At 33.2% G+C, this 25,031-nt stretch carries 17 protein-coding genes; all 17 read right to left on the reverse strand.

What is annotated here, in order from left to right; genetic code table 11:
• Positions 1-10 precede the first annotated feature (10 nt).
• Positions 11-1,297: an acetyl-CoA hydrolase/transferase C-terminal domain-containing protein gene (locus Q0787_RS10680; RefSeq protein ID WP_298902603.1), complete on the reverse strand. Its 1,287-nt coding sequence runs from the start codon at positions 1,295-1,297 to the stop codon at positions 11-13.
• 241 nt (positions 1,298-1,538) lie between these two features.
• On the reverse strand, positions 1,539-2,840 hold the full coding sequence (locus Q0787_RS10685; RefSeq protein WP_298902604.1) for a T9SS type A sorting domain-containing protein: 1,302 nt from the start codon (positions 2,838-2,840) through the stop codon (positions 1,539-1,541).
• A 107-nt stretch (positions 2,841-2,947) separates the two neighbouring features.
• Entirely contained in the window at positions 2,948-5,272 is a 2,325-nt protein-coding gene (locus Q0787_RS10690; protein WP_298902606.1) for a T9SS type A sorting domain-containing protein, read from the reverse strand.
• A gap of 104 nt (positions 5,273-5,376) precedes the next feature.
• A complete protein-coding gene (locus Q0787_RS10695) occupies positions 5,377-6,870 on the reverse strand; it encodes a tetratricopeptide repeat protein (protein WP_298902607.1) in 1,494 nt (497 codons plus the stop codon).
• Between the two features lie 177 nt (positions 6,871-7,047).
• Positions 7,048-8,187 (reverse strand): porin, encoded by a 1,140-nt coding sequence (locus Q0787_RS10700; protein WP_298902608.1) that lies wholly within the window; start codon positions 8,185-8,187, stop codon positions 7,048-7,050.
• 23 nt (positions 8,188-8,210) lie between these two features.
• Positions 8,211-9,629 (reverse strand): aspartate ammonia-lyase, encoded by a 1,419-nt coding sequence (gene aspA / locus Q0787_RS10705; protein ID WP_366915886.1) that lies wholly within the window; start codon positions 9,627-9,629, stop codon positions 8,211-8,213.
• A gap of 26 nt (positions 9,630-9,655) precedes the next feature.
• The gene (locus Q0787_RS10710) at positions 9,656-10,957 is read right to left on the reverse strand and encodes an anaerobic C4-dicarboxylate transporter (protein WP_298902609.1); all 1,302 of its coding nucleotides are present in this window, start codon (positions 10,955-10,957) and stop codon (positions 9,656-9,658) included.
• A 16-nt stretch (positions 10,958-10,973) separates the two neighbouring features.
• Entirely contained in the window at positions 10,974-11,393 is a 420-nt protein-coding gene (locus tag Q0787_RS10715) for a hypothetical protein (protein WP_298902610.1), read from the reverse strand.
• A gap of 123 nt (positions 11,394-11,516) precedes the next feature.
• Positions 11,517-12,260: a succinate dehydrogenase/fumarate reductase iron-sulfur subunit gene (locus Q0787_RS10720; RefSeq protein WP_298902611.1), complete on the reverse strand. Its 744-nt coding sequence runs from the start codon at positions 12,258-12,260 to the stop codon at positions 11,517-11,519.
• A 6-nt stretch (positions 12,261-12,266) separates the two neighbouring features.
• The gene (locus Q0787_RS10725; protein ID WP_298902612.1) at positions 12,267-14,177 is read right to left on the reverse strand and encodes a fumarate reductase/succinate dehydrogenase flavoprotein subunit; all 1,911 of its coding nucleotides are present in this window, start codon (positions 14,175-14,177) and stop codon (positions 12,267-12,269) included.
• 7 nt (positions 14,178-14,184) lie between these two features.
• Positions 14,185-14,847 carry a succinate dehydrogenase cytochrome b subunit gene (locus tag Q0787_RS10730; protein ID WP_298902614.1) on the reverse strand — a complete coding sequence of 221 codons (663 nt, stop codon included), beginning with the start codon at positions 14,845-14,847 and terminating at the stop codon, positions 14,185-14,187.
• Positions 14,848-15,258: 411 nt separating this feature from the next.
• Positions 15,259-18,396, reverse strand: coding sequence for a cytochrome c biogenesis protein CcsA (gene ccsA / locus Q0787_RS10735; protein ID WP_298902616.1), 3,138 nt, complete (start codon positions 18,394-18,396; stop codon positions 15,259-15,261).
• Positions 18,397-18,468: 72 nt separating this feature from the next.
• On the reverse strand, positions 18,469-19,968 hold the full coding sequence (gene nrfA, locus Q0787_RS10740; protein WP_298902617.1) for an ammonia-forming cytochrome c nitrite reductase: 1,500 nt from the start codon (positions 19,966-19,968) through the stop codon (positions 18,469-18,471).
• Positions 19,969-19,982: 14 nt separating this feature from the next.
• Positions 19,983-20,579, reverse strand: coding sequence for a cytochrome c nitrite reductase small subunit (gene nrfH / locus Q0787_RS10745; RefSeq protein WP_298902618.1), 597 nt, complete (start codon positions 20,577-20,579; stop codon positions 19,983-19,985).
• Between the two features lie 418 nt (positions 20,580-20,997).
• Positions 20,998-21,213: a hypothetical protein gene (locus Q0787_RS10750; protein WP_298902620.1), complete on the reverse strand. Its 216-nt coding sequence runs from the start codon at positions 21,211-21,213 to the stop codon at positions 20,998-21,000.
• 486 nt (positions 21,214-21,699) lie between these two features.
• Positions 21,700-22,131, reverse strand: a complete 432-nt coding sequence (locus Q0787_RS10755; RefSeq protein ID WP_298902621.1) for a hypothetical protein — start codon at positions 22,129-22,131, stop codon at positions 21,700-21,702.
• Between the two features lie 195 nt (positions 22,132-22,326).
• A complete protein-coding gene (locus Q0787_RS10760) occupies positions 22,327-24,909 on the reverse strand; it encodes a T9SS type A sorting domain-containing protein (RefSeq protein ID WP_298902622.1) in 2,583 nt (860 codons plus the stop codon).
• Positions 24,910-25,031: the final 122 nt, after the last annotated feature.

Below are 25,031 nucleotides of genomic sequence, written 5' to 3' on the forward strand. Positions count from 1 at the left end.
AAATGTTAAGTTATATTAATTTAAATCTATTGTGCATTTCACGATCTAATGTTTCTCTATGGTCTGGATGTGCAATATTAATAAGCGCTTTAGCCCGTTGTTTTAAACTTCTCCCGAATAAATCTACAACACCATATTCTGTGGCGACATAATGCACGTGAGCTCGAGTTGTTGTTACACCCGCTCCGTGTTTTAAATATGGTACAATTTTAGAGTCCCCTTTTTTTGTCGTAGAAGGCATTGCTATAATTGCTTTACCATCATTTGATAATGCGGCACCTCGTATAAAATCCATTTGCCCACCAACACCAGAATATTGATAAGCACCTATAGTGTCTGCACAAATTTGTCCAGTGAAATCTATTTCAATGGCACTGTTTATAGCTGTTACTTTAGGATTCAATTTTATTATCGAAGTATCATTAGTATGAGATGCTTCTTTAAAATGAACCACAGGATTGTCATCTATATAATCATATAGTTTTTGTGAGCCAACAGCGAACGTAGTTAGTATTTTTCCGGGTTTTACTTTTTTGTCTTCACCAGTTATAATACCTTTTTCTATTAATGGAAGTACGCCATCCGAAAACATTTCAGTATGAATACCTAAACGTTTATGGTTCGTTAAATTATTCAATACAGCATTGGGAATATTACCGATACCCATTTGTAGCGTAGCACCATCTTCTATCAAATCAGCAACATGTTTGCCTATTTGTGTCTCAATAAATGAAGGCTCAGATATTATGGATTGATGTATAGGTGTATCAACTTCTACGGCATAATTAATATTACTAATATGAATAATCCCATCACCATGAGTTCTTGGTACTTTTGGGTTTACTAAAGCGACAACTGTTTTGGCTTTTTCAATTGCTGGAATTGTAATATCTACAGAAACCCCTAACGAGCAATACCCATGTTTGTCTGGAGGAGAGACTTGAATGAAAGCAACATCTATGGGCAAGATGTCTCTTCGGAATAACCAATGAATTTCACTTAAAAAAATAGGAATATAATCACCATTATTTGAGTTAACTCCTTTTCTAACGTTACCACCAACAAAACAACTGCACAGGTTGAAAGATTCACTATAAGGGGCTTCCATGTATTTTGCTTCGCCGTCAGTATGAATTTGTAAAATTTCTACATTCTTCAGTTCATTGTAACAATTACATAGTGCATCTATTAATAAATTGGGTGTCATAGCTGCTCCTTGAAAAAAAACACGATTTCCAGATTTCACAATGGAAACTGAGGTGTCAATATCAACTATTTTTAATGAATTATAACTCATAGGAATATTTTTTAAAACGATAATTGAAACCACTTTTCTTAATTAGAGAATTAAATTTCAATCTTCCTAATTATTCAAAATGATATTAAAATAATCTATTCTTTAAATTTACTTTAATATTAACCATTTAGAAAATTGAATCATAATAATTTATTAAATACAAAACTGGCACCAATTAAAATTGATGCCAGCTCAAATAAATTAAAGGGATTATCTATAATTTATAAAAAAAATTAGAGAGTTAGAGTTTGCTAAATTGCTTTATGTAGACGTTCTTTCCACTTTGAATGCGTATAAAGTATAATCCAGTTGAGAGTGAAGATACATTGATGTTTTGAAGCGTATCAAACTCATTTATTTTTTGACCTGTTACAGAAAGTATACTTACGGTATCTATTTTTATACCTTCTGGGTTTAGAAAAGTCAAAACGTTTGTTACTGGGTTTGGATAAAATGAAAAACTATCAAATACATGATCTTCAACTCCAAGTAGAGGTAATCTAAAAATAAATCCACTTCCGTTATTTGTCACTCCAACTATGGTAGAGCCATCATCAGACAACCCTAAAGGTAGTGCTAAAATTGCACCCTGAACATCTATATCTAATGAAATAGCATAATCGGTAAGGTCCACCAATCCTTCACTTTCTGTATGTATAAAACCTCTTCCGAAAGCTGCTGGTCCTGGCCATTGTCTGTAATAACCAACTGCTATTTCACCATCGGATGATAAGCCAGTTGTGGTTCCTCTCCATCCATTTACTGGAGAAGGCCCAATATTAATAATTCCTGTTGATTGGCTCCATTTCCAAGCCTGAAAATTATTTGCAGATCCTTGTCCACCGCCACCTGCCCAAAGACCATCATCAGACAAAGTGCCTACCTCAGCAGCAGGGTCATTATTAGAATGGGTTAATAAGGTCTGAACGCCATTGGTCCATATAGCGCCTTGCCGAATTCCATCTGAATTATCTTGCCATCCACCAATTACGCTACCATCATTATTGACGGCATTCGCTCTTGTACTTTGACCAGATACTGTACTTCCAAGATCTTCTATGCCACTAACCTCAGTCCATTTTATGGCATGTGCCGATCCAGCATTGACCCAACCTAATCCAACAATTGTGGATCCATCTGATGAGATTGCCCAGGCAGAACTTGCAGAACCTTGAGACGAGGAACCTAAAGAACCGTGTGATGTCCACGTCTGATTTGTTATATCATACGAGCTTAGTTCTCCAAGATTATTACTTGGATTAATACGAGTAGCTGCAACTAAAGATCCATTTCCATTAATTTTAGTTTGCCCACCATAAAATGATGGTTCTACACCTCCAATAAAGGTAACGCCATTAGCTTCAGTCCATATAAAATTTTCCATATTGTTATGCCCTACAGCAATGGAGCCATCGTTGCTAACATCTGTTAATATTAATCCAGGCTCAAGAATAATTAACTGTGCGCTACAGTTGTTCGAATACATAAATAGAATTATGATAAAAGTTACAATTCTACTAATGACAAGTATGTTTCTTTTCATTTAAATAAGATTTAGTAGTTAAAAAAATAAGGTGCTAATCAATTATACAATTAGTTCCAAATGAAATAAGAATATGATTGTCTATACTTTTATATAGAAGGTTAAGATTAGAGTTTGCTAAGTCTTTTTATCCAAACCGTTTTTCCGCTTTGGATACGTACAAAGTATAACCCAGTTGATAGGGAAGACACGTTTATATTTTGAAGTGTGTTATAGTCATTGACTTTTTGACCTGTTGCTGAAAATATACTCACGTTATCAATATTTAAATGTTCTGGGATTTGAATATTTAAAATGTTTTTTGCAGGATTTGGATACATTTTAATATCTAATTCACTGTATTCATGATCTGGAGTTGATAAGGTATTTGTATCAATATTATAGGTCATAATTCCAAGATCGGGAGTTGCTATATATACCACAATAGAATTGTTATCAAAAATAAAGTCCATACTCTGAGAACCGACATTTTCAATGGCTTGAACAGGAATTTCAATCCATGTGTCCGCATTATCTAAACTAACTAAAACTTGCGCTTCAGTTGTTGGGGATGAATATATTGAAGCGGCAAGATGATTAGTGCCAGAATATTTAATAGAAGTAACATTATCACCTGAGTAAACTTGTGTCCAGTTTTCAGCATAGTCGGTTGTTTTATATATACCTTGAGTTGTTGCAATTACGATTTCTTGGTTATTATTTGGATTTTGTTTAATATCTAAAATAGCATCACTATTTGGTGTTAAAGAAATTCCGTCGCTCTTCAATTCCCAAGTAATACCATTGTCTGAAGATTTGTAAAAGTTTGTACTCACTGAAACGAATACAGTATTAGGATTCTGGCTATCAAAAGCTGTTGACCAATGTAATCCACTTTCAGGAAGTGTAATTTGTGTAGGTGTAGGACTCATTGGATCTGAAAAATCAATTTTATAGGTTCCTGAGTTTTGAAAAGACGCCCAAACAATATTATTATTAGATGGATCTGTAGTAGTACTAAGGAGATTGTCAAATTGTACACCGTAAATAGGAAATGGATTTGCTCCAAATTCATTACTCACATTGAGTAATGTATTGCCAAAGCCACCACTTGTAAAACTATATACTCTTCCCTCCATAGTTCTATCTATAAAATACGTATTTCCATTACCAATATTTCCAATGTTAATTGGTATGATATTATGTGCTGTTTCTAAATTTGTAGTCATGTCTTTATGTACTAAACCACCTTGTACACCATAATATAAATTTTCAGATCCAATTTCAGAGACTGCTACTTTATTAGAAAGAAAGAAAGGATTCTCTAATTTTTCTAAAGTGACACCACCATCAGTCGATTTAAAGGGATGATAGTTAGCATTGACCATCAATTCATTGCTATTGAAAGGATTGAAGGACACATTAAGTCCATAAAAATAAGAGTCTGGGTTCTCAGTGAAGTCATCATTGAGCGGGTAAACATGGTTAGTCCATGTTGCACCTCCATCATTTGATATAATCATTTCATTGGTGTCTAGTACGATTATCTTATTGCTATCGGTTGGATCATATTCTATTCGGGTGATGTCGTCCTCAGCCCAGTCATATAGATTGGTCCATGTTATTGTCATAGGTTGCCAAGTGTCACCATTATCTAAAGAATGGTATAAGTTCTGATCTCCACCACCAAACGATGAAGAAGTTCCTAATAACATTTCAGATGCATTTTGAGGATTAAAAGTAATTGGACTCAATACAATACCTGTTAATTTTTCAGTCCATGTTCCACCAGCATCATTTGATACAAATAAGCCACCATCAACTCCATTTGGGCCATAAGTTCTCGAAATATATAAACTGTCAGGATTATTTGGGTTAATAGCAACATTATTAACAAATACAGAATCATAATTAGTATTAAAATATATTTCAGACCAAGTATTTCCAGCGTTAGTAGTGTAAAACACTTTTACATAATTTATGTTTTGATAATTAAACCCTTGAGCAAACAAGATAATGTTTGGGTCTTGATTATAAATATCATAGGATGTAACCCATTGTTGATCTGATAGACCAGGGTTAGGTGCTGTAATCTGTTGTGATATATTTTGAGTGTTTAAATCAAAAAAATAAATAGTATTATTTGCGTTCTGACCAGAGTTTTTAATAATAAAACTAAGGGTGTCGTTCTCCATTAATCTTAAGTCACTAATTTGAGTACCACTCTCAGGAAACGAATACATGATTTCCCAATTAATACCATTGTCAATAGACTTCATTAGATGGTTTCCAAGTGTAACTGCATATAATGTATTTTCTGTATTAAGGTCATAGGTTACATCGTCTAACCTTCCGTATGTGGTGCTTCCTTCATAGCTAATTTGAGCAAATGAGCTATAAGTGCAGCTAATAATTAATATTAGTGTAAATAATGATTGTAAAGTTGTTTTCATGGTAATTAATTTAGATTTTGACAAATCTTTCTAAAAACCAAAATATCTAGCAAAAATGTAGACCGAAATAGTGTGACATTTTATTAGAATAACGTGACAATACTTTATAGGGAAGCTAAATAGTGGTAGAGATCGTTACTTTCACCTAATCCAAGTTTTTTTGAAATACGCTCTTTTCGTTTTCTACAAGCTTCGGGAGTGATATTAAAAACTGTAGCAATCTCTTTTGGAGAAAGGTCCATATATACATAAGAAATGAACCGAATATCATTAGCATTAATTGAAGTATGCTTTCTTTTAAGGTTACTTAAAAATCCTTGGTTCACTTCTTCAAAATGCTTAATAAAGCTGTCCCATTCTTCATCTGTTTTTAAGTAGCTCTTTAGGTTTTTAATATGCTGTTTAATCGTTGAAGAATGTTCCAAGGTATTGTTTGCTTCTAATTCAGAAATAATAGTTGTAACAAGCTTATTTCTATCTGATAAGAAAAGCGCCTTTGCCGAGAGTTTTCTGTTTTTGGACTCAATTTCGCTTTTTAGTTGCTTTTCGAGTAATAAATTTTCATTTTTTTCTTTCTCTAATTCTAAAGTCAGAATTTCTTGATTTCTTTTTTCAAGAATTTTACGCTGTTTATTTTTTAAAACTTGGTTTCTTAAAGCCCAAATAATTAGAAGGAACAATAATAAAGCTGCGCCCAAAATTGTATAGAAGGTCTTTCTCTCTTTTTTAATTTCTTGTTGCTGATCACTTAGCTCTTTTTTGTAATTTTCAATTTCAAATTTTTCTTTACTTCTTTCAAATAATTGACCATCATTTATGGTATTTAATTTCTCTTTAGCAATAATCAATGAATCTTTTATATTTAAAGCTGCCATATAGGATTCATTTTTGGTTAGCAAATTAGAAAGTTGTTCGAAAGCATTTATTTTACTTTCTAAAGTGATACTAGCTTCCACAGACATTTCGGCATAAGTAATAGCATCTTCTATATGGTTTTCCTTTGCAAAAGCCCTAGAAATCAATAATAATAAATTGTTTTTAAGTTCAGAATTAGTAACATCATTTAATTGTGGTAGTAATTCAAAAGCTAATTTTTTTGAACTTTCAGTATTATCTCTTAATAAATAATTCTCTACTAACAAGGCTTTAGCTTCTAATAAAAAATCAGGAGATTCTTGGGACAAATTAATGGCTTCATCTAAAAATGATCTCGCTTTAGATAATTCATTTTTTTTGTTTGCAACAGAGGCTAGATTAATAGCATAAATACTTAAATTAACAGCTGCATTATTTTTTTTAGCGATGTCATATGCCTTGAGAAAATACTCTTCAGATTTATCGAACTTTTCTTCCTTAGAATAGAGAATTGCAATATTATTTAGAACAATCATTTCTTGCTGAGGTTCTAAGTCTTTAATTGCAATGGTATATGCTTCCAAATAATATTCTAGAGCCTTGCCATAATCGAGCATATTATAATAATTGGCACCAATATTATTAATGGCTAGAAATTGTTGTTCGTACCATTGATTTTTAATTGCCAATTCTTTGGCTTGGTTGAGTAGTTCAAGAGATTTTGAGTAATCCTTTTCTACCATAGCATTTACGCCATCTTTAATAATTAGATTGGCTTCTTCTTGCGCCTTTAAACTTATTATCGCTGAAGATAAAGTAAATACTAAAAAAAGATAGAACCTCATAATGAATGTCATAGAAATGTTAATCAGAGATTAAAAACAAAGTTACATCTTTATTAATATAGTTTTTGAAAGTTTTTAAAAGGCAAAGCGAATCCCAACACCATAAATATTTTGACTTCTATCTTCGCCTGAGCTATTTTTACTAAAATCCTGTTTAGTACTGATAAAAATATGGCTTGATTTTTTGAAATTATACCCTATCTCTGTGATCCCAAATTTAGTATCGAAATCACCTAAATTTTGTCCTGAGTCTGGTTTTAATGAACTAAATCCAGCTGCTACATGCCATCTCATATTAGTAGAAAACTTATAACGTGAATAAAACTCTATGCCTTTACTGTCGTAGAACATATCTCCTGTTCTATGATGGTTCTTAAAGATACCATAAGACAAGGCTACTCTAAAACGATTTTTTTCAAAAGAAGCCGCAGTAATAAAGGCTTCATCATCTACTTTTGCTTGGTTGGGTTCAGGGTCTTCTACACCGTCATTTACTTTGTTATAAGCTATACCTATAGCAAACCCCTTTATTTTGTAATTGGCTCCAAATCCATAGGTGTCAATACTTTCACTATTTTCAGAAATGTTTCGAGTTTGTGCTTGCGCAGCAAGACTCAACCCCTCTTTTTTATAGTTTAGTTGTAATACTTGATTTGCTCTACCTGTTCCAGAAATGCCACCATCAGAGATGTTCCATACACCTAATCCAGTTCCACCAAAAGCTAGAAAATTATCCAATTCACTTGCAGCTAGGCTATAATATATAGAATTGTTTTTTCCAAAAATAAGAGAGAACTCTTTATAAGAAACCCCTGCATAACCAATTCTTGTAAAAACGGCATCTCCCACTTGAGCTATACCTTCATCTGCATCAACAGCAAATTGGACAGTGTCATCTCTAGAGGTTAAATTCAATCCAAATTCGACACGCCCAATAATATTAAAATTATCATCTTCATTTTGGGAGAGTCGATGATTAAATTTTAAACCTATTCGTGGTGCATTATTTGAAACTCCTATCTCACCTTCATCCGCAAAACCAGCACCTAGTCTTATACTTCCGTAAGGTGTTACTCGAGAGGTTATTTCTTCTATCCAATTTGTATTAGTTTCAGTTTCTTTTTTATTATTTTCTTGCCCATATGTATGACAAGGAATGGAACATAACACCAACAATAATGTCATTTTCGTGAATATGTTAAAATGAGTTTTCATTTCGATAATTTTTGATTAACAAATTATTTATGTAATGCTGCCGTGTATTTAGGATTCATTAAATTATCTACACTTAAGATTTCATCTAACTTTTCTTCAGAAAGTAATTCTTTCTCAAGCACTAATTCACGAATTGTTTTACCAGTTTCTACAGCTTCTTTGCCTAAAATATCACCCATATGATGACCTATATATGGATTCAAAAATGTAATTATACCTACTGAATTAAACACCATTTGTTTGGTATGCTCTTCATTTGCAGTTATTCCATCTACACATTTTTCAGCAAGTGTAATGCAAGCATTTGATAGTAATTCTACAGACTCAAACATGCATTGTGCAATTACTGGTTCCATAACATTCAATTGTAATTGTCCAGCTTCTGCAGCAAAAGAAATTGTGACATCATTACCAATAATTTTAAAACAAACTTGATTAACAACTTCAGGTATTACCGGATTTACTTTGGCAGGCATAATTGAAGAACCTGCTTGCATTTCTGGTAGATTGATTTCATTGAACCCACAACGTGGTCCTGAAGATAATAATCTTAAATCGTTACAAATCTTAGATAGCTTAACACTGGTACGTTTTAATGCTCCAGAAATCATAACATAAGCACCACAATCTGAAGTGGCTTCAATTAAATTTTCTGCAGGAACAAAACTTGCCTTAGTGTATTGTTGTAAATATCCTATAGATAATTGTGTAAAGCCATCTGGTGCATTTACACCTGTACCAATAGCAGTTGCGCCTAAATTAACTTCTAAAATAAGATCACGACAGTGTTTTAGATTCTTTGTTTCTTCTTTTAAATTTGCAGACCAAGCCCCAAATTCGTCACCTAAAGACATTGGTACAGCATCTTGTAATTGTGTTCTTCCCATTTTAAGAACTTTCTTGAATTCTGCGGCTTTTTTATCTAAACTCGATGTTAAAAGGTTAATACGTTCTAACAACTGATTCATATAATAATAAACAGCAACTCTAAAGCCTGTTGGATATGCATCATTTGTAGATTGAGACTTATTTACATGGTCGTTAGGATGTAAAATGTCATAACTTCCTTTTTCATGACCATTTAGTTCAAGACCTACATTTGCAATAACTTCATTAGCATTCATATTTACTGAAGTTCCAGCACCTCCTTGAAATACATCTGAAGGGAAAAATTGTGCATATTTTCTTAAGTTATCAAGTATGTGATCACAAGCTTGAATAATCATATCTGCCTTGTCTGATGGAATAGTTCCAATTTCTTTATTAGCAGCTGCGCATGCTTTTTTGGTTAGAACTAGGCCTTTAACAAAAATTGGAAAATCACCAATTTTAGAGCCAGAAATTTTAAAGTTGTTAATTGCCCTTTGCGTATGAACACCATAATATAATTCGTCATAAATTTCTAAGTCTCCTAAAAGGTCTGTTTCTTTTCTTGTTTTCATGATGTTTTGTTTTTTGTGATGATTGTTTATAAAATTAAACCTCCTAATATAAATCCGAAGATGACACTAGATACTATTGTGACGACGCCAGGTATTATGAATGAGTGGTTAAATACATACTTACCTATTTTTGTGGTTCCAGTATCATCCATTTCAACTGCGGCTAATAGTGTAGGATAAGTTGGTAATACGAATAATGCACTTACTGCTGCAAAAGAAGCAATAGCAGCTATAGGGCTAACCCCTAAAGCTAAAGCTGCAGGCATTAACGCGGTTGTTGTTGCGGCTTGCGAGTATAATAACATACTAGCAAAGAATAAAACAACAGCCAACATCCAAGAATATTCGTTTAAAACACCACCAGCTGCGCTCTTAATTTCTTCTATATGATTGCTAACAAAAGTATCACCTAACCAAGCCACACCAAGAACACAAATAGCAGCACTCATACCTGATTTAAAAGTAGACATACTTGTAATGTCATTCATTTTTATTTTGCAAACTAAAGCGATTACTGTTGCAGCTAATAGCATTACAGCCATAATAGCTTCGTTTCTACCAATCATAGGGTTCTCTATAAGACCAACTTTTTTAGAAATCATACTTGCATATGTAACAATTAATATAATTGCTACTAAAAAAATGCCGACAGACCGTTTTGCTTCTTTTGAGTCTTTATAGTTTTCTTGACTTTTCGCTTTTACTAATCCAGCAGCAACACGTCTTTGATACTCTGGGTCTTCGGCTAATGGTTTTCCTAATTTGTTAGCAACTATTGCACCTACTAAACATGCCAAGATTGTAGATGGAATTGCTACAGCGAGTAGTTGTAAGTATGAAACGCCCAAAGGTTCTAAAAAACTAGCAAATATGACAACTGCCGCTGAAATGGGTGAAGCTGTGATCGCAATTTGAGATGCCACAACAGAAATACTTAAAGGTTTTGATGGTCTCACACCACCTTCTTTTGCAACCTCTGTAATTACAGGAAGTGCTGCGTAAGCAGTATGCCCCGTTCCCGCTAATAAAGTCATCCAGTACGTAACAGTAGGCGCAATAAACGTAACGCGCTTAGGGTTTTTGCGCAATATTTTTTCAGATAAATGAACTAAATAATCCAGTCCACCAGCTTTTTGCATCGCTGCTATCGCAGAGATGACTGCCATAATAATTAATATAACATCTACAGGTACGGAGCCTGCTTTTAATCCAAAGATAAGTGTGAGTACAACAACACCAGCACCACCAGCATACCCAATACCAATGCCTCCCATTTTAGATCCCAGGAAGATAAAAAAGAGAACGACTAATAATTCTATCCAAATCATAATTATCTGTTTTTAATTAGTTATCATTTATTTTTTTTGTGATCGCTTTTAGTATGGCATTCCAACCAGCTTTGTGAAGCTTTAACTGATCACTATCAAGAATCTCTTTAACATCTTCATTTAATAACTTTACTTGTTTTTGGATTTCCGATTTTATCTGTTTTTTTGATAATTTAATATTCGGATTATCCAAACGCTTCATTTTGTAAGCATGATACTTTACTACATTATGATAAACGACTCTTGTGTCACCCTCAAGTTTCATTCTGTCCATAAGGTCTTCATACCACAAAGCCTGTATTTCTTCATTGTCTGATAAAAAAACATCTACTCTGTATTCTAGACGTTCTTTTTGTTCTTCAGTTAATTCTTGTGCTATAACAGTTTGAAAACAAAAACAACTGATTACGATGATAAAAATTTTCTTTAAATCCATTAGATTAAAAATTGATTACTATTTATTTAATTACTCTTGCAAAGTTCAAAATAGACTTTACTATTAATGATGATAAACGTCATGTTTTCAAAACTTTAACATTATTTTGCAGTCAGATATTCATTACCCAAAAATCCTAGACTTTGTAACTCTAGCATTCATTTCGGCAATATTAATTATTGAAATACCTTCAGGACATTCTACTTCACATGCACCAGTAAAGGTACAACTTCCGAAGCCTTCAATTTCCATTTGAAATGTCATTTCTGCCACACGTTTATGTTCTTCTGCTTTACCTTGAGGCAATGTATTTAAATGATTTATTTTTGCTGAAGTAAATAACGCAGCAGATGAATTTTTACAAGTTGCTACACAAGCGCCACAACCAATACAGGCTGCTGCATCCATTGCTCTACCTGATATTTCTTTTGGTATTGGAATTGCATTTGCTTCTGGTGCTGTTCCTGTTTTTGCACTTATAAAAGCGCCCTGTTCAATAATTCTATCTAATGAAGAACGGTCTACTACTAAATCTTTAATTACTGGAAATGACGCTGCTCTCCATGGTTCAACAACAATAGTATCTCCATCATTAAAACTACGCATGTGTAATTGACAGGTAGTTATATTATCATGAGGGCCATGAGCACGACCATTAATAAATACTCCGCATTGTCCACAAATACCTTCTCGGCAATCATATTCAAAAGCTATTACTTTCTCATCTTTAAGAACAAGCAATTCATTTAAATGATCTAGAGCTTCTAAAAAAGACATCTCTTCAGTTAAACCATCTACTTCATAATCTCTTATGGCTCCTTTATCTTTAGGACCTTCCTGCCTCCAAATTTTAAATGTTACTTTCATAGTATTTTACTTATAGCTTCTCACAGAAGGTTTAACAAATTCAAATTCTAATTCTTCCTTGTGTAAATTGAAATTACCATTATCATATTCCCAAGCTGAAACATAACTATAGTCTTTATCTACACGTACAGCTTCACCATCTTCAGTTTGAAACTCTTCTCTAAAGTGTGCACCACATGATTCTTCACGTTCTAAAGCGTCTGTACACATTAAAATTCCTAACTCAATGAAATCGGCCAAGCGTAATGCTTTTTCAAGTTCAGTATTCATTTCCTTATCATGACCTGTAACTTTCACATCACTCCAAAATTGATCTCTAATTGTTTTGATTTGAGTGATTGCTTTTTCTAATCCAGATTTATTTCGGCTCATGGCACATTCTTGCCACATGACTTTGCCTAGCTCTCTATGAAAATGATCGACTGTCTTTGTTCCATTTATAGTTAGAATTTGTTCTATATGCGCTTTGGTTTCTTTTTCTGATTTTTCAAATTCTGGATGATCTGTAGTTGGGTGATCTGTTTTTATTTCGGAAGCTAAGTAATTGTTAATTGTATTTGGTAATATAAAATAACCGTCAACACTTGCTTGTAATAATGAGTTAGCACCTAATCTATTTGCGCCATGATCAGAAAAATTACATTCTCCAATGGCATATAATCCAGGAATGGTTGTCATTAATTCGTAATCTACCCATAGTCCACCCATTGAGAAATGCGCTGCAGGTGAGATTTGCATTGGCTCTTTATAAGCGTTTATTCCTGTTATTTTTTCATACATGGTAAATAGGTTACCATAACGATCTTTTATAGTTTCTAACCCGAATTTTTCAATAGCATGTTTAAAATCTAGATACACTGCGTTTTTTAGTTTTCCCACGCCAAAACCAGCATCTATACGCTCTTTTGCTGCGCGTGATGCAATATCACGAGGTGCAAGATTTCCATAACTTGGATAACGTCGCTCTAAGTAATAATCGCGTTGATCTTCAGGTATTTCGTTTGCTTTTCGTAAGTCATCCTTTTGTTTTGGAACCCAAATACGCCCATCGTTACGAAGTGATTCAGACATCAAAGTAAGTTTGGATTGGGCTTCGCTAGATTGCGGCAATGCTGTGGGATGAATTTGAGTAAAACTTGGCGCTCCAAATAATGCGCCTTTTTTATGTGCTTTCCATAATGCACTTCCATTGCAACCAATAGCTAAAGTTGATAGTCTAAATACACGGGAATAGCCTCCTGTTGCTAGCACAACAGCATCAGCAGCAAAACGTTTTAACTCTCCAGTGACTAAATCCCTCACAATAATACCTTTTGCTTTTCCGTCAATAACAACTAAGTCTAACATTTCACTTCGCGGAAACATTTCCACTTTTTTAGCACGAACCATTTTATATAATTGAGAATAAGCCGCTAAAAGCAATTGTTGTCCTGTTTGCCCACGAGCATAAAACGTACGTTGGACTTGTACACCACCAAAACTCCGATTGACCAAGGTGCCTCCATATTCTCTTGCAAAAGGCACACCTTGCTGTACAAAATGGTCAATGAGTGGAGCAGATAATTCTGCTAATCGATAAGTGTTGGCTTCACGTGACCTAAAGTCACCACCTTTTAATGTGTCGTAAAACATACGATACACACTATCGCCATCATGTTGATAGTTCTTAGCTGCATTTATTCCGCCTTGAGCTGCTACAGAATGGGCGCGTCTGGCAGAATCTTGATAACAGAAGCACTTCACATCATAACCTAATTCAGCTAGAGTAGACGCTGCTCCAGCACCAGATAACCCAGAACCAACAACAATGATATTGAGTTTTTTCTTGTTCGCAGGATTTATTAATCGGGACTTAACTTGGTAGTTACGCCATTTATCTTCGAGTTTTCCTTCTGGAATTTTTGAATCTAATGTCATCTTCTAGTTATTTGAAATAAACGATAAAAGGAATAATCCCAAAACCGACACCCATTATAATTGCATATATCAAGGATATTTTTGCTAAAATTTTTAAGCCCTTCTTATGATAAAACCCTAAGGTTTTGAAGGCGCTTTTTAAGCCGTGATGTAAATGTAATGCCAGAGGAATAGAAATTAAGGTATAGAAAATCACAAAATAGATGTTTTGAAATAAGCTATATGTCACTTCATAAACATCTTTATTACCCATGTGATCTAACCGAACGTCTTCACCCATACCGAGTTTAATTCGTGCCCAGAAATTTGCTAAATGCACAATAATAAAGAGTAATATTAGTGTACCGATCAATCCCATGTTTTGAGATGTCCAGGTACTATTCTCGTTTGAGTGATTGACAACATATTTTTGGGGCTTAGCTTTGCGATTTCTAAGCGTTATTAATAAAGCATAAAATGCGTGAAGGATAATAGATACATATAAAACGTAAGCTATGATTTTAATTAAAGGACTTTCTCTTAAAGTTGTTGAATAAGAATTATATAGATCTCTGGCAATATCCTCTGGTAATAGTAAAATACAATTTGCCGAGAGATGCACAATCAAAAACACACACAGAAAAAGACCTGTCGCAGCAATAATTGTTTTTCTAAAAAAGAGTGGATTCATCGAAGTTAATTTTGATTGATTGGATACTTCTTCTAAATCTTAGAATATTACCTACTAATTTAGTGAAAAAACATTACTTCTTTAAGTCTTTATTTACTTTTATTAATCCATATAAACCAATACTAACTAATGGTGTTATAAGGATTAATAATTTCAAACAAATTTGTAAAATTTCCATTATTTTATATTTAAATAAAACGGCTTCTTATAATATCTTATGCAAAGTTCGTATGATAAAACCTTGGAGGATATGATAAAAATCATTTTTCTATAAAATTTAAATTCTTCAAAATATATGCTTTATTTGGCGTTAAATTGCTCTATCAGTAGTTAATAATAATTTCATTAGAAATATTGATAAAGAAAACGAATCAAAGAGAAGTACAAAGAATTTTAAAATGAATACTTACATCAAGATTTTTTGAACGCTTTCTTTCTAAAATACGCTAAAACCGAAACAATAATCACTATCGCAATTAGCACATAAATAAATTTAGGTACAGGAACTGGGTCACCAGCTGCATAACTATGTAAACCAGATAGGTAATAGTTTACACCAAAAGATGTCATAATAATAGAACCAAACGCAAATACGCTTGCAACATTTAATACATAACGGCTTTTTAATGCTGGAATAAAACGCAAATGCAAAACTATGGCATACACAATTATACTAATAAGTGCCCAAGTTTCTTTTGGATCCCAAGCCCAATAACGCCCCCAACTTTCATTAGCCCAAATGCCTCCTAAAAATGTGCCTACTGCTAAAACAAATAAGCCAATCGTCATTGAAATTTCGTTGATATACGTCAATTCTTTAATGCGAATATTAATAACTTCTTTTGTTTTTTCTGTTCTAAAAATAAAAAGTAATAAGGCCATAAATCCTAAAACAGCAGATAAGGCTAAAGGCGCATAACTACTCACAATTGTTGCTACATGCACTTTTAACCAAAATGATTTTAAGACAGGCATTAAGTTGGTAATCTCTGGACTTAGCCAATCCAAATAGCTTACAAATAAAAGCGCTCCAGAAAACAAAGTAGACAACGGTAACGCAAAATCAGATTTTCTGAACGTTAAGAACCCACAGAGCAGTAAAACCCAAGCCACAAAAACAAGCATTTCATAACCATTACTCCAAGGGGCATGTTGTGCAACATACCAACGCAAAATGATATTTCCTGTGAATATGATAAAACTAATAAGAGTTAATATTATGAAGGTGTTCCAAACAAATTCGATTCCCTTTTTCTGACTAAAAATTTTGATGATTGATAGTACTAAAAGAATGGCTCCTAAAGTAAAGAACACTTGAAAAAGCCAGAAATTTAGATTGAGTTGATTGTACCATAATTCGGCTTCAATACGTTTTCTATTCGGAATAATGTCTTTTCCTAAAACATCTTGGAACGTTTTAATATAGCTTAGTTTTTCGCTAGCATCTATCCAGTTTTTGTCGTTAACATCTTTAAAATAATTCGGAATGATTTGTTGAGCGAATTGTCCATCTTCCTCTGGAAAATCCTTAAAGTGATGTGTTTGACTATGCCATGTATTATTATCATCATTACTATTTGGAAACACTTTTAAGTAGTTGCCAGAAAAGACATTAAACAAAATATTAAAACGCTCGTCAACTTTAATAACCTCTTTATCAAATTCACTTCGTTCGGCAGGTTTCTTTTTATTCGCTTGTTCAACGACCTTACCTAATATGTATTTTCCTTTGTCATCTAATAACCCAATAAAGGATACTAATCCATCTTCACTTATATCTAAACCTTTAAAGAGCTCTCCTCCTTTTTGAGCATCAACTTTTATAATCGGAATAAATTGCCAAACATTTGCAGAAGACTGCATCGCCAAAAATGCTTGATTAGCATCTAATCGAACACTTTTTCCTTCTTTAGTGAATTTGAAGTAGGGCTTGCGAGAGAGCTTTCTTAAAAATTCGGAAGCTAGCGTATTCAAAGGTTTTATACGTCCATCTAAATCTTGTACCATTAAGCGGCCAAATAATTCAGCATGTTGCTTATCAACAGTTTGTTGATTTATGATTTCAATAGTAACTTCTGGAATTTCAGGTTTTTCAGTTTGAGAAAGCGCAACATTTGAAATACTTAAAATGAATAGAAGTAGAGAGGCGCTTTTCAATTTTTTTAACTTCTTATTGATTAAAGTGAACCTTGATGTTTTTCCGAAGAGCGTAAAAAACATGCCTATCATCATTAAAAAGTACCCTAAATACGTCACATTTGTACCTATGGCGTCATGGTTCACAGCTAATACAGTTCCTAATTCATCAGTGTCATAACTCGCTTGAAAAAAACGATAACCTTTATAGTCCAAAACGTTATTCATGAATATACGATGCGGTGTTTCAGTATTATTATCGATCACTTTGACCTCACTCGCATAAGCAGACGGACTTGTAGAACCAGGGTAACGTTCCAATTGAAAATCGTCTAAATGAATAGAAAAGGGCGTGATTACAGGTTCAGCGCCATAAGACAATGAGATTTTTATGTTATCTATATCGACATCATGCGTTGTTGGTAGAAAACCTTGTCTGTATAATAAGGTCGACTCTTTCTCCGTATCATTTACGTTTACATTTACAACTAAGGCATCGTCTTTTAACTCATCGTTATCTTTTGGCTTTTCAGCCTCGCTAACCAAACCAATCGTTGCTTTTGGATGGTAGGATAATGGTACAAAAGACGCATCACCATCGCGATACAATGTTCGTAATGACATGGTGTGCAAACTGTCTTTTTTGATAGTGCTTGCGGTTTCGGTTGCCATGACAAAAGAGCTTAAGTTTCTAGGTGAAAGCATACTAAATACACCGTCTTTTTCTATGATATTTATAACATCGGGTGCATCAACTTCAAAACCAACTTTATGCTGATGTTGCCCAATAGCTTCAATTTCACCTTTTTCTAGAAAGACCGTTTCTCTTCCATTTCCTGCCGAAACCACCATTTGAAGCATGGGCTTTCCGTTAGGTTGGTTTTCTTTTATTTGCGGAATAGCATCCGCTATAAAATCTTTGTACGACACAGCAACAGATTTATTATTAAACTCTGTTTGAATACTAAAATCATTATCACTTAAAGTCGAAAAACTCAGTCGCTTTTTTACTGATTTTGTTGTGTTTCCATCAGTAAGGTGCACATGGAGGAAATTGGCATCAGAAATAATAACATTTGAGGAAGCCCCTTCTCGAATACGCATAATACCACCGTAAGAATTGTAACGTGTAATACTGGCTCCAATAAGAATGATAACGAAGGCAAGGTGAAACGTTAATAAGGGCCATTTCTCTAAGCGCCAAAGTTTGTACTTATATATGTTCATTATGAAACAAACACCTAAACCAGCCATAACTAATTCAAACCACCAAGCATCATAAATTAATTTCCAAGCGGTTGCAGTACCAAAATCATTTTCTACGAATGTTGCTACAGCCATCGCTATTGCAAACGTAAAAAGTAATACAATAGCCAGAATTGGTGAGGCAAGCAGTCGAAAGAGTTTATTCATTTAAGTTAGTTTAAAAAAAATACCTTCTCATAAGTATAGAAAGGTATTTTTACAATAAGAGATTTGTTTTAGTTAATTAGTAGCTGTTACTACATTTTTAGTTTGATAAGTTGCTTCACGCGCTTTTGCTTCTTCAAGCCATTTTGGCAATAGGTTCTTTTTAAATGTGTCTTTTTCAGCTCTTAATTTTTCGATATCTAACCCAATAAATTCTTGTGCCTTTTCTTTGGTGCTAATATCTGGCATCTCAATTGGTTTATTATGACCAAGACTTGCTAACATTCGTGCGAGTTTTACACGAGCTTCTTGTGCGATGACTAATCCGCTTCCAATAACGCGAGCAGTTTCAACTGGTGAATGAAAAGAGGCTCCATGTGCTGCAGCTGAGTAATCCCAACGCCATTGCGCATGACGAATATCAGTCAAGATCGGTTTCATTTGTGTTTCTGTCGCACCTAATTCCCAACATTTAGCGGCCTCTAAATGAGCACTCACCAATAAGTTTTCTAATTTAATACGATTTTCAGATGCTTTGCGCTGTCTTTCATAGACGTTTGCAATAAGATTTTTTGATTCTTCTCTATGACATACTTGACAAGCATTAGATGTGTTATTTAAAGGGGATTGAATATGATGATCTGTAAATTTCTGACCGCCTTCACTTTTATAAGGCATATGACAATCTGCACAAGATACTCCTCTGTCTGCGTGGACTCCTGTTACGAAGGTTTCATAACCTGGATGTTGAGCTTTGAGCATTGGTGTTTTACTTATTTTGTGTGTCCAATCAGAAAACTCTATGTTGTCATAATAGTTCTCCATTGCTTCAACAGTGAAGCCATCTTTCCAAGGGAATTTTAGATACGGTACACCTTCTTTACCTGGGAGCTTTTTATCAAAGTAGTATTCGACATGACACTGTGCGCAAACTAGAGAACGCATTTCATTGTGTGTCGCTTGATTGATGTCTTTTCCCATAGCATCAAAGGCTTCAACTAAGGCAGGACGCGTAATGCGTAATTTCATACTGTTAGGATCGTGACAATCTGCACAACCAATAGGGTTTACAACTTGTTCTCCTTTATCTGCCCATTTTCCACTATAAAATTCTGCAATTCCAATCTCATTCATCAAACGTGGCACATCAGGACTTTTACACGTCCAACATGTAGCAGGCATTGGACCATCTCCTTTGCCTTCTGGACCTCCAGTTCTTAACGTGTTATGAATATCATCAATAGCATAGGCATGACCACGACCTTGGTTATAATCTTTAGAAAACCCATAACCTGCAAACAAAATGACTAAGCGGGGATCTTCTTCAAGGACATCCCGCATACGAGAACCGCCTTGATAGGAAGCAAATGATGTGTCTAATGTTTGTAATGAGGATTGATATTCTAGTGGGAAATTTTCGCCCCAAACCTCATTTCTAGGCTCATTTTCAGCAATGTTTACTTTAGGAACATATTGATACTTGGCCTCTGATTTTCTATTGACAATACTTGAAGCCAAAAGCCCAAGTAAGAAAACGACAATAATGGTTACAATGAATAATACTTTATTTTTCATGTTATAGTGTTTTATTATTCTTTTTTAAGTTGTTCTTCCATCCAAGACGGAATGACGATTTCTTCTTGATCTGTTGGTAAAGGCGCTAGGTTAAACTTTATTGTAGTTAGACCATGTACTTTACCATGCGGAATCATTTTATGACAACTCCAGCATTGGCGACCCGTTCTATTTTCATTATGACCTTCTAACCAACCATCATATTTGGCTTGTGTGACTTGTTGAACATGGCAACGAATGCAATTGTTTTGAACAACTTCTTGAGACGCTTCTTTCATTTCAATAACATCAGGCTCTGCTCTTGCTGTAAAAACTGAGGCGTGATATAAGCCGTCTTTGGCTTTGAAATAATACTTATTGATGACGTTATCATGAGGCACATGGCAATCATTGCAATTTGCCCATTCGCGGTGTGAACTATGCATCCAGCTATTATAAACGGATGTCATAACATGGCAATTAACACAAGCCTGAGGGTCATCTGATAAATAGGAGGCTATTTTAGATTCTCTTGCCATAAATAAACCCAAACCAATAACGACAGCAATAAAGAACATAGCTGTTTTTCTCCATTTAGAGTTTTTTGGCAAGATGTTGAACTTAAATATCAATCCTATTGTTTTATTGCATTGTTAAGTAATGTCGGTGTAACTTTTAATTGAACCCAAGCTCAATTATTAGCATTGCTATTTCGTATTCTGTTTTTTATTGAGCTCATACCTTATGAAGCAATAATTGTGAATAACCAACGTTTAAAGATACATTTTTCAATAGAATTTTAGTGTAAATGAGATCTTTTTCTAAAATATTTACCAACGGTTTTGTATGTGGAAAGTTGAGTTGGCTGGAATTAAATTAGTAAAGGAAAATGAGCATGAATCAGCTAAAGGATTTTCCGAGTACACAAAACGAGCAATTAAATTTATACCTTGTTGTTTGGAGTTTTGTTTTAACTCTTTTTTTGTTTTGATGAGCTTAGACATTTGTTTATTTAATATCACTTGACTGTTTATTTGCTTAGTAAAACTACTAATACAACTTTATGCTATTTACAGAATTTTGAATCCAGTTAATTGGTGTGATAATATATTTTTGTGAGGTATTGTCAAATTTAATTTTGACTTTAATACCGTTAGGCCACAAACTAATTTCATTTAAATATTGCTCATCAATTTGGAATGTTCTAGTTTTTTCATCTCGCAATACTTCTATAATGTCTTCTTTAATACTTGTAATTGTTGTCATATCTAATTATTAATAATATTTTTCAATAAAAGTACATTAGGAATTTCCTTTTATAAAATTTGCCTTATGGCTAAAATGAGCCCTAAAAAAAGTTATGACTGATACCTAAATAAAAAACCCTTGTATTTACTGTAAATACAAGGGTTAATTGTGGAGTCGGAGAGATTAGCTTCGCTGTTCACTTTCACTCCCATACTGTAAATGTATCTTAAAGAGACTATGTTTTACAGCTTTAAACAACAAAGCGCAATCAAGTAGACTTGTTGCGCTTTTTATGCGTAAAGCTGTTATTAAGCTACGCTTAATTGTGGAGTCAAAGGAACAAAAGTCGAACTATTTTGATAATGATTTAAAAAATTTGATTAAATAAAAAAAGTAATAACATTAGCATAAGTCTCTAGCTAAATTTGAGCATCAATTGAACTTGTTGAACTATTTCATTTAATTTATGAAAACTATGTTTTCTGTCCGTTGTTGACTGTGATTTTAATTTCGGATCGTTCTATTGGTTATATTTTCATCATATTTGGAAAAGAATATATTAAGTTTTTTAGAATTAATTTTTCCATCTAATTCTAAAACTTTTTCCTTTATCAATTTTTTAATAAACCATTTATGAGGATAGCTTCTGTAGGTCGCTGTTTCCAATTTTTGCTTTTCATTAATAAAAGTGATTTGCTTAAAATCATCATCTAAATATCCTACGGTTTCATTTTTATTTTTTAACATGAAAAGAATTTCAGTTTCTTTTCCCAATGTAAATAAAGATAATTCAGTTCCGCCATCTCCTTTTTCATATTCGAATTTTTTCTCTCCGTCAACTAAGACAAATCCTTTTTTTAATTTTATTTTTTGTGCATTCATGTTAGTAAAACAAAAAAGAGCTGTGAGTAATAAAAGTGTATTTTTAAATTTCATATGTTTAATTATTTATATGTTTTAGTTTTGGTTCTGTGGCATCTATGTGCACTAGTTTATAGGAATTATATCTTTGAGTTAAAGAATATAATGTTTAAGAGTCATACATTTTCAAAGTCAATTATTATTCAAACCGTATATTTTAAATTTATCCATTATCTCAGAATCTGGGATTAACAGATACAACAAAATACTTTAAACCTTTATGAATTTTCTTCTCACTTTCAAATTTTCAGATTCTATATTTAATATATACACTCCTGTGGGTAAGTAATTCACGTTTAATTTATATTCTAATTTAGGAGTTGGTAACTCTTCCATTCTTATAAGCCTTCCATTTATGTCATAAATACTTATAGTTTTCATATTTGTTTTAGCCTCAATTGTCAATTTGGATTTCACCGGATTAGGAAATATTCTTGTTTTTTCATTTAAATGGATTTCACTTAAAGACAGATTCATATCATCTATATCTACTCTGTTTATAAAACCTTTATGTTTATTATTAAATTCTGTAAAGCCACCTCCAACAATTAATTTGTTTTCCGAATCTATTTCAATCGTATTAATATCCCCAGAGGAACCATTTACGCTAATTACTGAAAAAGTTGTATCAGTTGTTCCGTCAGAGTTTAGCAATGCTAACGCCTTTGTAGGATGAGAATCAATAGAACTAAAGTCACCACCAACCAGAATTTTATTGTTAGGTAGAAGTTTCATTGTTGATATTTCTGCAAATGTTTCAGCTTCGGTGGAAAATGATGTATCTAATACGCCATTGGCTTCTAATAAAAAGATATCTCCCACATTAATACCATTATAAGAAGTTGTATTTCCGCAAACGAGTATTTTTCCATCAGATCTTTCTATTAACGCATTCAAATGATTACTTGATCCTGTTCCTGTTAAGAAGCTACTATCGTAACTACCATCTGTATTTAATCTTATAATATCGTTAGTTACCTCCACATTATCTACGTAGAAGGTAAAAAAACCAACCAAAATTATTTTTTGATTATTCAGAATCAAAACATTGTTTAAACTTCCTCCAATGCCCTCAGGAAGATTAAAAGATAAGTCGGGACTGCCATCACTATTATATCTGTTATTAGGCACATTACCTATTACGATAATTTTACCATTGTTTTGAACATCAATATCAGTGACATAATTATCTAATTGCATATTGCTATTAAAACTTGTGTCTAAAGTTAAATCACTATTTAACCTAAAGAGACCATGGATTTCAAAATTTTGAATTGTATTAATATCAAAACCGCCTATTAATACTTTATCATCTGGAAGGATATGTATATCTGCTATTTTAGCACCTTGCAAATCTGCTCCAAGATTGAAGCTTTCATCAATATCACCGTTTGGATTTATTTTAGCAATTCCGTGTATAGTATGACTTCCATACTCGTTAAAATCACCACCAACCAATAAACTTCCATCTGATAGTGTTTTAATAACTCTAACGTTATCATTAAAACCAATAGCAGGATTAAAACTAGCATCTATAACACCATCACTAGTTACTCTACTAACATACTTTTTTCTATCGCTATATTGAAAATTATCAAAATTGCCACCAAAGATTATTTTATTATTTTGAAGTAAAGTTACATTGTAAACTATGGAAGTATTATTACCTATTTGATTAGAGTGTTTATAACTAGTATCTAATGTGCCATCAGTATTAAAACGCATTATTTTTTTTACATTTTGTGAGTCAAATGTTTTATTGGTATTGCCAACAGCAATTATTTTTTCATCATTTTGTATAACTAAATCATAAACAGTACCAGCGTTAGTATTGCCAAAAGGAGAAGTGAACGTATTATTGTCTAATGTGCCATCAGGATTTAACCGTACTAATTTACTGGCAAATGGTACATCATTATAATTATAAAAAGAGCCTCCAACCATTATTTTATCATCATTTGATACTTTAACTGCGTTTATAATATATTGAATATTAGCATTACTATTTGAAGAGAAAGTACTATCGTAAGAACCATCTGTATTTAATCTCATGATATTTTCAATTGCAGTTCCACTATAGTTTAAAGAAAAGTTTCCTGCTACAATTATTTTTCCATCACTTTGAATATCGATGGCTCTAATATCTGCTAAAGTAGAATAAATACCTGTTTGGTAATCTGCAAAACTATAATCTACAGAACCATCACTATTTAACCTAACCAAAGATCTTGCATCATAATTTGCTCCAGTGTCGGAGAAGTTAGCATTTACAAGGACTTTTCCATCTGGAAGAAGAAAAGAATCACCACGTGAAGAGCTAGAGGTAATAGAAATATCTGATGCGTAGAATATAACATTACCATTTGGATCTAAAATAATAACATTGCCACTACATTCGCCGTTGCTTTCTTGAGAACAAGTCATAGTAATCGAACCTGTTAACATTATATTTCCATTTTGAAGTATAACGGCGCCATTTATCCAACCTCCTAGATATGGAGAAACGAAGCTGCTATCAAATTTTCCATCTTCATCTAACTTCACTAATCGAGGTGAAACATAATTATTATAGTTTGCAAAACCACCAACAAGAAGTGTTTTTCCATCTGAAAACTCCCTAATAATTGTTACCTCCTCCTCATTATTTATTACACCTGAACTTCCATTAGGACCGCTAAATCTTTCGGAGTTGTAATCTACATTTTCCCAAACATTATTATTACTCCCATTTTGGGATCTGCTATAAAAAGTAGTTAGAATTGCTAGTAGAAGAAAAGGGAATCTATATTTCATGATTTTTCATTTAGTTTAATATATTTAGGATTATGAGTTTACTGATTTTAAAATAACTTATACAATACTTTTAATTCAGATATAAATTTCAATGGCCCGATAAGAAATTATTTAACTTACAT

Source organism: uncultured Psychroserpens sp. (assembly GCF_947492715.1).
GTDB lineage: Bacteria > Bacteroidota > Bacteroidia > Flavobacteriales > Flavobacteriaceae > Psychroserpens.

What these genes read in the sequence shown, in the direction of transcription:
- Q0787_RS10680 (WP_298902603.1), bottom strand. Translation starts at nt 1,297, where the DNA reads ATGAGTTATAATTCATTAAAAATAGTTGATATTGACACCTCAGTTTCC.
- Q0787_RS10685 (WP_298902604.1), bottom strand. Translation starts at nt 2,840, where the DNA reads ATGAAAAGAAACATACTTGTCATTAGTAGAATTGTAACTTTTATCATA.
- Q0787_RS10690 (WP_298902606.1), bottom strand. Translation starts at nt 5,272, where the DNA reads ATGAAAACAACTTTACAATCATTATTTACACTAATATTAATTATTAGC.
- Q0787_RS10695 (WP_298902607.1), bottom strand. Translation starts at nt 6,870, where the DNA reads ATGGTAGAAAAGGATTACTCAAAATCTCTTGAACTACTCAACCAAGCC.
- Q0787_RS10700 (WP_298902608.1), bottom strand. Translation starts at nt 8,187, where the DNA reads ATGAAAACTCATTTTAACATATTCACGAAAATGACATTATTGTTGGTG.
- aspA (WP_366915886.1), bottom strand. Translation starts at nt 9,629, where the DNA reads ATGAAAACAAGAAAAGAAACAGACCTTTTAGGAGACTTAGAAATTTAT.
- Q0787_RS10710 (WP_298902609.1), bottom strand. Translation starts at nt 10,957, where the DNA reads ATGATTTGGATAGAATTATTAGTCGTTCTCTTTTTTATCTTCCTGGGA.
- Q0787_RS10715 (WP_298902610.1), bottom strand. Translation starts at nt 11,393, where the DNA reads ATGGATTTAAAGAAAATTTTTATCATCGTAATCAGTTGTTTTTGTTTT.
- Q0787_RS10720 (WP_298902611.1), bottom strand. Translation starts at nt 12,260, where the DNA reads ATGAAAGTAACATTTAAAATTTGGAGGCAGGAAGGTCCTAAAGATAAA.
- Q0787_RS10725 (WP_298902612.1), bottom strand. Translation starts at nt 14,177, where the DNA reads ATGACATTAGATTCAAAAATTCCAGAAGGAAAACTCGAAGATAAATGG.
- Q0787_RS10730 (WP_298902614.1), bottom strand. Translation starts at nt 14,847, where the DNA reads ATGAATCCACTCTTTTTTAGAAAAACAATTATTGCTGCGACAGGTCTT.
- ccsA (WP_298902616.1), bottom strand. Translation starts at nt 18,396, where the DNA reads ATGAATAAACTCTTTCGACTGCTTGCCTCACCAATTCTGGCTATTGTA.
- nrfA (WP_298902617.1), bottom strand. Translation starts at nt 19,968, where the DNA reads ATGAAAAATAAAGTATTATTCATTGTAACCATTATTGTCGTTTTCTTA.
- Q0787_RS10750 (WP_298902620.1), bottom strand. Translation starts at nt 21,213, where the DNA reads ATGACAACAATTACAAGTATTAAAGAAGACATTATAGAAGTATTGCGA.
- Q0787_RS10755 (WP_298902621.1), bottom strand. Translation starts at nt 22,131, where the DNA reads ATGAAATTTAAAAATACACTTTTATTACTCACAGCTCTTTTTTGTTTT.
- Q0787_RS10760 (WP_298902622.1), bottom strand. Translation starts at nt 24,909, where the DNA reads ATGAAATATAGATTCCCTTTTCTTCTACTAGCAATTCTAACTACTTTT.